Annotated in this window: 5 protein-coding genes and 2 pseudogenes; 4 read left to right on the top strand and 3 right to left on the bottom strand. The window is 70.8% G+C overall.

From position 1 onward, the window contains the following. Positions 1–319, bottom strand: a pseudogene (locus H5J30_RS09950) (FG-GAP repeat protein); the annotation flags it as partial. A gap of 247 nt (positions 320–566) precedes the next feature. Next, complete coding sequence (locus H5J30_RS09945; protein ID WP_181787058.1) at positions 567–2,912, bottom strand: (Fe-S)-binding protein; 2,346 nt, start codon at positions 2,910–2,912, stop codon at positions 567–569. Positions 2,913–3,298: 386 nt separating this feature from the next. On the opposite strand from H5J30_RS09945, the gene dnaK reads away from it, so the two are divergent. Genes dnaK through H5J30_RS09925 form a run of 4 tightly spaced genes read left to right on the top strand, consistent with a single transcriptional unit; the run spans position 3,299 to position 7,646 of the window. Further along, entirely contained in the window at positions 3,299–5,167 is a 1,869-nt protein-coding gene (dnaK, locus tag H5J30_RS09940) for a molecular chaperone DnaK (protein ID WP_181787057.1), read from the top strand. Next, positions 5,164–5,934 carry a nucleotide exchange factor GrpE gene (grpE, locus tag H5J30_RS09935; RefSeq protein WP_181787056.1) on the top strand — a complete coding sequence of 257 codons (771 nt, stop codon included), beginning with the start codon at positions 5,164–5,166 and terminating at the stop codon, positions 5,932–5,934. Before dnaK ends, grpE begins: the two co-directional genes overlap by 4 nt. 42 nt (positions 5,935–5,976) lie before the next feature. Next, complete coding sequence (gene dnaJ, locus H5J30_RS09930; RefSeq protein WP_181787055.1) at positions 5,977–7,170, top strand: molecular chaperone DnaJ; 1,194 nt, start codon at positions 5,977–5,979, stop codon at positions 7,168–7,170. A 5-nt stretch (positions 7,171–7,175) separates the two neighbouring features. Next, positions 7,176–7,646 carry a heat shock protein transcriptional repressor HspR gene (locus H5J30_RS09925; RefSeq protein WP_181787054.1) on the top strand — a complete coding sequence of 157 codons (471 nt, stop codon included), beginning with the start codon at positions 7,176–7,178 and terminating at the stop codon, positions 7,644–7,646. A 9-nt stretch (positions 7,647–7,655) separates the two neighbouring features. Here H5J30_RS09925 and H5J30_RS09920 read toward each other — a convergent pair. After that, positions 7,656–8,713 (bottom strand): annotated as a pseudogene (locus tag H5J30_RS09920) (NACHT domain-containing protein); the annotation flags it as partial.

Genomic DNA, 8,713 nt, shown 5'->3' with positions numbered 1-8,713 from the left:
TGGACGCGGGGGCGGCGACGCCGTCCGCGGAGCCGTAGCTGACGAGGACGTAGCCGGCCTCGGTGTGGCCGGAGACCTTGCCGCCGGGGGCGCCGGTGGCGAGGTCGTCGTAGCCGTCGCCGTCGAAGTCGGCCCGTACGGCACGGGCGTCGGCGGCGGAGACGGCGGAGACGGCTGAGGCGTCGGCGGAGTCCGCGGCGGCGGATGCCGTACGAGCCGTGGCACCCCCCTCCTCCGCTCCCGTCGCCGGGGCGGCGACGGCCGCCGTGCCGGCGGTGGCGAGGCAGGCGGTCAACGCGGCGAGGGTGCGCATGCGCATGGGGGGTCCTTCCGGTGGCGGTCGACGAGCGGGTTGCGTTCATTCCCGCGTCATACGACACGCCTCGCCCGGCGATGGTTGTACCAACGCTTGCGCCAATACCCCACGGCCGGCCCCGTATGGCTCACGGGGCCGGCCGCCGTGGGGGGTTGCCTGTGGTGTGCCGCGGTGCCGCCGCCGGCGCCGCGTACCGCTCCCTGCCGGGTCCGTCTCCTGCTGCGTCCCTCTGCGTCCCCCCTGCGTCCCCCTACGTCGCCGGCTGCGGCTCCGGCTCGCTCTCCACCGCCCCGGCGCCGTCCGCGGGCGGCTCCTCCGCCGGCGTCCTCACCGAGTCCAGCAGGAGCTGCGCCACGTCCACGACGGCCAGCGACTCCTTTGCCGTTCCCGCGTTCTTCTTGCCGTTTACGGAGTCCGTAAGCATCACGAGGCAGAAAGGGCACGCCGTGGACAGAATGTCCGGGTTCAGCGACAGCGCCTCGTCCACGCGCTCGTCGTTGATCCGCTTGCCGATGCGCTCCTCCATCCACATGCGCGCGCCGCCCGCGCCGCAGCAGAAGCCGCGCTCCTTGTGCCGGTGCATCTCCTCGTTCCGTACGCCCGGGACCTTGGCGATGATCTCGCGCGGCGGCGTGTAGACCTTGTTGTGCCGGCCCAGGTAGCAGGGGTCGTGGTACGTGATGATCCCCTCGACCGGCGTCACCGGGACCAGCCGGCCCTCGTCCACGAGGTGCTGGAGCAACTGCGTGTGGTGGACGACCTCGTAGTGGCCGCCGAGCTGCGGGTACTCGTTGGCGATGGTGTTGAAGCAGTGCGGGCAGGTGGCGACGATCTTCTTCTTCGCCTTCTCGGCCTCGTCCGAGCCCGCGGCGGAGCCGCTCTCCGACTCAGCGCCGAACGCCGTGTTGAGCATGGCGACGTTCTCCTCGCCCAACTGCTGGAAGAGGAACTCGTTGCCCAGGCGCCGCGGCGAGTCGCCGGTGCACTTCTCGTCGCCGCCCATGATCGCGAACTTCACCCCGGCGATGTGCAGCAGCTCCGCGAACGCCTTGGTGGTCTTCTTCGCCCGGTCCTCCAGCGCACCCGCGCAGCCGACCCAGTACAGGTAGTCGACCTCGGAGAGGTCCTCGACGTCCTTGCCGACGACCGGGATCTCGATGCCCGTGTCCGCCGCCAGCTCCTTGGTCCACTCCAGCCGCTGCTTCTTGGCCAGCCCCCAGGGGTTGCCCTTCTTCTCCAGGTTCTTCAGCATCGTGCCCGCCTCGGACGGGAACGAGCTCTCGATCATCACCTGGTAGCGGCGCATGTCGACGATGTGGTCGACGTGCTCGATGTCGACGGGGCACTGCTCGACGCACGCGCCGCAGGTGGTGCAGGACCACAGCACGTCGGGGTCGATGACGCCCTGCTCCGCCGCGGTGCCGATCAGCGCGCGCTCCGCCTCGGCGAGCGCCTCGGCCGGTACGTCCGCGAGCTGCTCCGCGGTGGCCTTCTCCTCGCCCTCGGCCGTCTTGCCGCCGCCGGCGAGCAGGTACGGGGCCTTGGCGGCGGCGTGCTCGCGCAGCGACATGACGAGCAGCTTGGGCGACAGCGGCTTGCCGGTGTTCCAGGCCGGGCACTGCGACTGGCAGCGCCCGCACTCCGTGCAGGTGGAGAAGTCGAGGATGCCCTTCCAGGAGAAGTGCTCGACCTGGCTGACGCCGAAGACCGCCTCCTCGCCGTCCTCGTCGTCGAAGACGGTCTCGAAGTCGATGGGCTTGCCGCCGGAGACCATCGGCTGGAGCGCGCCGAGGGCGGTCGCGCCGTCGGCGTTGCGCTTGAACCAGATGTTGGGGAAGGCCAGGAAGCGGTGCCAGGCCACGCCCATGGTGAAGTTGAGGCCGAGGACGGTCGCCCAGATGAAGGAGACCGAGATCTTGATCATCGCGACGAGGTAGACGAGGTTCTGTACGGCGCCGGTGCTCAGCCCGTCGACCGCGGCGGTGACCGGGTACGACACGAAGTACGCGGCCTCGTACCCTCCCCCAGAGCCTCCGGCCTGGGCGGTACCCCCATCGTGGTGCAGCGAGCCCTCCAGCCCGCGCAGCACCAGGATGCAGATGCCGATGACGAGGATGACGTACTCGACGAAGTACGCCTGCCACATCGTGGAGCCCGTGAAGCGCGACTTGCGGCCGGCCTTCGACGGCAGGCTCAGCTGCCGGATCACGATGAGCGTGAGGATGCCGAGCGTCGTCATCAGCGCCAGGAACTCGACGTACACCTCGTACACGATCCAGTCGCCGATCACCGGCAGCAGCCAGTCGGCGACGAACAGCTGCCCCAGGGCGTTGACGAGGGTCAGCACCAGGGTGAGGAAGCCGATGGCGACGAACCAGTGGGCGAAACCGATGACGCCCCACCGGTTCATCCGGGTGTGGCCGAGGAACTCCCTGGTCAGGGTGATGCTGCGCGCGAGCGGGTCGTTCGTGCGGCTGCCCGCGGGGATGGGCTTGCCGAGCTTGACGAAGCTGATGATCTGCCCGATGGCGCGCGCGAAGAGCGCGGTCCCGACCGCGGTGATCACCAGCGATACGACGATGGCGGCGAGCTGCATGGAGGGCTCCTCGGCCAGTCTGCTCTGCGTGTCTGCTCTGCGTGTCTGCAACTGCTGGGTGCGTGCTGCGTGCCTGCTGCGTACGTGCCCGCTACATGCCCTGTACCCGGCCTACCCAGCTACTACTAAGCGGTAACTTATCGCTTCCCCGCCTGAGGGTACCCGGGCGCCCCCGGCCCTCTGAAGCCGCCCGGCCGGTGACGTACGTCGCGCCCCCGGCGCCGCCGGGGGCTCCGTCCCGTAGCCCGAAAACCAGTTCCCACCTGCATGGACGCACAAAACCTGAGTCGAGCTGACTCAGGTGAATTGCGCCCGGGGCGGTCGCCATGGCACTCTTGAGCCTGACCAGCTCAAGGCAGAGCATCCGAGTCCGGAGGATAGACAACATGGCACGTGCGGTCGGCATCGACCTGGGCACGACGAACTCTGTCGTCAGTGTTCTCGAGGGCGGTGAACCCAGCGTCATCACCAACGCCGAGGGCGCCAGGACCACGCCGTCCGTCGTCGCCTTCGCCAAGAACGGCGAGGTGCTCGTCGGCGAGGTGGCGAAGCGCCAGGCGGTCACCAACGTCGAGCGGACCATCCGGTCGGTCAAGCGCCACATGGGCACCGACTGGAAGCAGCCGATCGACGAGAAGGAGTTCACGCCGCAGCAGATCTCCGCGTTCATCCTGCAGAAGCTGAAGCGGGACGCGGAGGCGTACCTGGGCGAGAAGGTGACCGACGCGGTCATCACCGTCCCGGCGTACTTCAACGACTCCGAGCGCCAGGCGACCAAGGAGGCCGGCGAGATCGCGGGCCTCAATGTCCTGCGCATCGTCAACGAGCCGACCGCCGCGGCCCTCGCCTACGGCATGGAGAAGGAAGACCAGACCATCCTGGTCTTCGACCTCGGCGGCGGCACCTTCGACGTCTCCCTGCTGGAGATCGGCGAGGGCGTCGTGGAGGTCCGGGCCACCAACGGCGACAACCACCTCGGCGGCGACGACTGGGACCAGCGCGTCGTCGACTACCTGGTCAAGCAGTTCCACAACGGCCACGGCGTGGACCTCGCCAAGGACAAGATGGCGCTCCAGCGCCTCCGCGAGGCCGCCGAGAAGGCGAAGATCGAGCTGTCCTCGTCCTCCGAGACGACGATCAACCTGCCCTACATCACCGCCTCCGCCGAGGGCCCGCTGCACCTCGACGAGAAGCTGACCCGGGCGCAGTTCCAGCAGCTCACCCAGGACCTCCTGGAGCGCTGCAAGACGCCGTTCCACAATGTCATCAAGGACGCCCGCATCGACCTGGGCGAGATCGACCACGTGGTCCTCGTCGGCGGCTCCACCCGCATGCCGGCCGTCGCCGAACTGGTCAAGGAGCTGACCAGCGGCAAGGAGGCCAACAAGGGCGTCAACCCGGACGAGGTCGTCGCCGTCGGCGCCGCCCTCCAGGCCGGCGTCCTCAAGGGCGAGGTCAAGGACGTCCTGCTGCTCGACGTCACCCCGCTGTCCCTCGGTATCGAGACCAAGGGCGGCATCATGACCAAGCTCATCGAGCGCAACACCACGATCCCGACGAAGCGCTCCGAGACCTTCACCACGGCCGAGGACAACCAGCCGTCGGTCCAGATCCAGGTCTTCCAGGGCGAGCGCGAGATCGCCGCGTACAACAAGAAGCTCGGCATGTTCGAGCTGACCGGCCTGCCGCCGGCCCCGCGGAACGTGCCGCAGATCGAGGTCACGTTCGACATCGACGCCAACGGCATCATGCACGTCGCCGCGAAGGACCTCGGCACGGGCAAGGAGCAGAAGATGACCGTCACCGGCGGCTCCGCGCTGCCGAAGGACGACATCGAGCGCATGATGCGCGACGCCGAGCAGTACGCGGAGGAGGACCACAAGCGCCGCGAGGCCGCCGAGACCCGCAACCAGGGCGAGCAGGTCGTCTACACCACCGAGAAGTTCCTCCAGGACAACGAGGACAAGGTGCCCGGCGACGTGAAGTCCGAGGTCGAGGCCGCGGTCGCCGACCTCAAGGAGGCGCTGAAGGGCGAGGACGCCGCGGCGATCCGCGAGGCCACGGAGAAGGCCGCGGCCACCAGCCAGAAGCTCGGTCAGGCGCTCTACGCCGACGCCCAGGCGTCCGGTGGCGCCGCCGCCGCCGGCGGCGAGGGCGCGCAGCAGGCGCAGAAGGACGCGCCCGCCGGTGCCGACGACGACGTCGTCGACGCCGAGATCGTGGACGACGACAAGCCCAAGGACGGTGCCGCGTGACGGAGGAGACCCCGGGCTTCGAGGAGAAGCCCGACGTCCCCACCGACGCAAAGACAGCGGAGGCACAGCAGGGCGGCCCGGACGGGGCGGGCAGCACGCCCGCCGCGCCGGGTGCCGCCGCCGGGAACGGGGACGCGAACAGCCCGCTTGCGGCTCGTCTGGACGAGACCCGCAAGGCGCTCGACGAGCGGACGAAGGACCTGCAGCGCCTGCAGGCGGAGTACCAGAACTACCGCCGGCGGGTGGAGCGGGACCGGGTCGCGGTCAAGGAGGTCGCGAACGCGAACCTGCTCACCGAACTGCTGCCCGTGCTCGACGACATCGGCCGGGCCCGGGACCACGAGGAGCTGGTCGGCGGGTTCAAGTCGGTCGCCGAGTCGCTGGAGACCGTCGTGGCCAAGATGGGCCTCATGCAGTTCGGCAAGGAGGGCGAGCCCTTCGACCCGCTGATCCACGAGGCGCTGATGCACAGCTACTCGCCGGATGTCTCCGAGACGACGTGCGTGCAGATTCTCCAGCCTGGGTATCGGATCGGCGAGCGCACGATCCGCCCCGCGCGGGTCGCCGTGGCGGAGCCGCAGCCGGGGGCGTCGTCGGGGTCGCAGGGCAAGGAAGGCGAGAAGCCGGACGAGAAGCAGGCCGACGCGGACGACGGCGGACCGGAGTCCGCCGGCGCCGCGGACGCCGGCGGCCCCGACGCCTCCGGATCCGCGAAGGGCGAGTCCGGCAGGGGAGAGACGGACAGCGGTGGCCCGGACGAGGGGTGACGCCGTAGCCGCCGCCGGAGGACGAGAGGAGGGACGCCGGGAATGAGTACCAAGGACTTCATCGAGAAGGACTACTACAAGGTTCTCGGCGTCCCGAAGGACGCCACCGAGGCCGAGATCAAGAAGGCGTACCGCAAGCTCGCCCGGCAGTTCCACCCGGACGCGAACAAGGGCGACGCCGCGGCCGAGGAGCGCTTCAAGGAGGTCTCCGAGGCCAACGACGTGCTCGGCGACCCCCAGCGGCGCAAGGAGTACGACGAGGCGCGCGCCCTCTTCGGCAACGGCGGCTTCCGCCCGGGCCCCGGCGCGGGCGGCAACGGCTCGTTCAACTTCGACCTCGGCGACCTCTTCGGCGGCTCCGGCCCCGGCGGCGCCGGCGGGGCCGGCGGCCAGACCACCACCGGCGGCTTCGGCGGCGGTCTCGGCGACGTCTTCGGCGGGCTGTTCAACCGCGGCGGCGGGCGTACGCAGCCGCGCCGCGGCCAGGACATCGAGTCCGAGGTCACGCTCAGCTTCACGGAGGCCATCGAGGGCGCCACGGTCCCGCTGCGGATGTCGTCGTCGGCCCCCTGCAAGACATGCGCCGGCACCGGCGACAAGAACGGCTCCCCGCGGGTCTGCCCGACCTGCGTGGGCACCGGCCAGGTCTCCCGCGGCGGCGGTGGCGGCTTCTCGCTCACCGACCCGTGCGTGGACTGCAAGGGCCGCGGGCTCATCGCCCAGGACCCCTGCGACGTCTGCAAGGGCAGCGGCCGCGCCAAGTCGTCCCGCACGATGCAGGTCCGCATCCCCGCGGGGGTGCAGGACGGGCAGCGCATACGGCTGCGCGGCAAGGGCGGCCCGGGCGAACGCGGCGGCCCCGGCGGCGACCTGTACGTCGTCGTGCACGTCGACGGCCACCCGGTCTTCGGCCGCAAGGGCGACAACCTGCTGGTGACGGTCCCCGTCTCGTTCCCGGAGGCGGCCCTCGGCGGCGAGATCAAGGTGCCCACGCTCGGCGGCCCGCCGGTCACCCTGAAGCTGCCGCCGGGCACACCCAACGGACGTACGATGCGCGCCCGCGGCAAGGGCGCCGTCCGCAAGGACGGCACGCGCGGGGACCTGCTCGTCACCGTCGAGGTGACGGTGCCGAAGGAGACGGACGGCACGGCGCGCGAGTCGCTGGAGTCGTACCGGGAGGCGACCGCGGGCGAGGACCCGCGCGCGGAGCTGTTCAAGGCCGCGAAGGGAGCTTGACGACGATGAACGGCAGAAACGGCGGAGGCGGCGGCCCGCGCGGCCGCAACCCGTACGAGCTGACCGAGGAGACGCCGGTCTACGTCATCTCCGTAGCCGCCGAACTCTCGGGCCTGCACCCCCAGACCCTCCGCCAGTACGACCGCCTCGGCCTGGTCTCCCCGGACCGCACGGCCGGGCGCGGCCGGCGGTACTCGGCGCGGGACATCGCGCTGCTGCGGCAGGTGCAGGCGCTGAGCCAGGACGAGGGCATCAACCTGGCCGGGATCAAGCGGATCATCGAGCTGGAGACGCAGGTCGCGGCGCTGCAGGCGAAGGTGGCGGAGCTGACGGACGCGGTGGACGGCGCGGCGTCGGCGATGGCGCAGCGGGAGGCGCAGGTGCATGCGTCGTACCGGCGGGACCTGGTGCCGTACCAGCAGGTGCAGCAGACGAGTGCGCTGGTGGTGTGGAAGCCGAAGAAGAAGCGGGGCTGAGCCTGCGGCTCAGTCGGCGAGGTAGGTGACCTCCACGTGGGGCGGGAGCCCGGCGTGGAGGTTTCTCATGTGCGGGCGCAGGGAGACCTCGCGCAGGGAGCCGAGTCCGGCGAGCGGGGAGAGGTTCAGCGGGCTGTTGCCCGGTGGCAGGTCGAGCACGAGGTGGTCGAGCTGCGGGAAGAGCGGCGGAATGCGGGCCAGGTCGCGTGCGCCGGTGGGCCGGTCGTCGATCAGGCCGAGGAAGGTGACGGCGGGCAGCGTGGCGTCGGCGGGGGCGACGGCGAGCAGGTCCGGCCGGCACCGTAGCCCTTCGAGACGCGGGAGCGCGGCCAGCGCCGGCCAGTCGTCGGCGGAGCGCTCGTGCCGCCAGCCCAGGTAGAGATACCTCAGCTCGGCGTGCCTGCCCAGGGGGCGCAGGTCGGAGGTGTGGCCGGTCAGCAGGTTGAGCGTCAGCAACTGCGGCAGCTCCGGCAGCGCGGCGAGATCCAGCGGGCGCTGGCGCTCCGGTGAGAGCGACAGGTGCTCCAACCGCGGGAGGGCGGCGAGCAGTTCGGGTACGGAATCGGCGATGAGCGGCACCGTATCGAGGATCAGGGTGTGCAGCGGCAGCCCGGCCAGCGCCGAGGCGTCGCGGAGGTAGACGCAGTTGGTGAGCCGCAGGTAGCGCATCTCGCGCTGGCCGCGCAGGAAGTCCAGGTCCGTGAGTGCATGTTCCTCGCGGACGATCAGCTCGGTGAGCCGGGTCCCGGCGAGCCCCGCACGCAGCTCGGCCGGGGGCAGGGAGCCGCGGACCTCGACCATGGGGCGGCTGCCCAGGCGGTGCAGGGCCCGTACCTCGGCACCGGAGGTGACCGTGAAGAACAGTCGCTCGGGGTCGAGGCGGGCGATGACCTCGTCGGCGTACTCGTCGGTGTCGAAACGGCGCCAGGCCCAGGCGAGTTGCCGGCGGACCTCCAGCGAGGGGTGGGTGGCGTAGCGGGCGAGGAAGGCGAGGGCGCGGTCGGACTCCACGTGGCTCGCGGCGACGGTGACCAGGGCCGCCGTGTCGTCGTCCGTCTCCTCCGGGC

It is taken from the genome of Streptomyces phytophilus (genome assembly GCF_013870535.1).
Classification (GTDB): Bacteria; Actinomycetota; Actinomycetes; order Streptomycetales; family Streptomycetaceae; genus Streptomyces; species Streptomyces phytophilus.
This window is presented reverse-complemented; position numbering and strand designations above follow the sequence as displayed.

Coding starts and splice junctions, on each gene's coding strand:
- H5J30_RS09945 (WP_181787058.1), bottom strand. CDS start 2,912: ATGCAGCTCGCCGCCATCGTCGTATCGCTGGTGATCACCGCGGTCGGG.
- dnaK (WP_181787057.1), top strand. CDS start 3,299: ATGGCACGTGCGGTCGGCATCGACCTGGGCACGACGAACTCTGTCGTC.
- dnaJ (WP_181787055.1), top strand. CDS start 5,977: ATGAGTACCAAGGACTTCATCGAGAAGGACTACTACAAGGTTCTCGGC.
- H5J30_RS09925 (WP_181787054.1), top strand. CDS start 7,176: ATGAACGGCAGAAACGGCGGAGGCGGCGGCCCGCGCGGCCGCAACCCG.